At 67.7% G+C, this 566-nt stretch carries 1 protein-coding gene; it reads left to right on the forward strand.

The window, feature by feature from the left end; genetic code table 11:
- On the forward strand, positions 1-566 hold a 566-nt coding region (locus AC0L28_RS34745; protein ID WP_473483004.1), incomplete at both ends, for a condensation domain-containing protein.

The raw sequence follows: 566 nt of genomic DNA on the forward strand, positions 1-566 counted from the left end.
TGTCGCGCCTGTCAGGGCAGGACGACATCGTCATCGGCGTGCCGAGCGCCAATCGCGGCCGGCGCGAGATCGAAGAGCTGATCGGCTTCTTCGTCAACACGCTTGCGCTTCGCCTGGACCTGTCGGGGGCGCCGAGCGTGGCGCAGCTTCTGGAACGCACGCGGCGCACCGCGCTTGCCGCGCAGGAGCATCAGGACCTGCCGTTCGAGCAGGTGGTTGAGATCGTCAAGCCGCCGCGCGCGCTCGACCACACGCCGCTGTTCCAGGTGATGCTGGCCTGGCAGAACGCGGCCGTCGAGCGGCTTGATCTGCCCGGGCTCGCGGTCGAGGCTGTGGGCAATGCCTACGACCAGGTCAAGTTCGACCTGGAGCTGAGCCTTGGCGAGAGCGGCGAGGATCTCGCCGGAACGCTGCACTATGCGACGGCACTGTTCGACGAAGCCACGATCGAGCGGCAGCGCGGCTATCTTTTGGCGCTGCTGCGGGCGATGGTTGCCGATGCCGGGCAGCCGGTCGGCCGCATCGAGCTGCTGTCGCCCGAGGAGCGGACTTACCTTTTGGAGGAG

The organism is Mesorhizobium sp. WSM4847 (genome assembly GCF_055811335.1).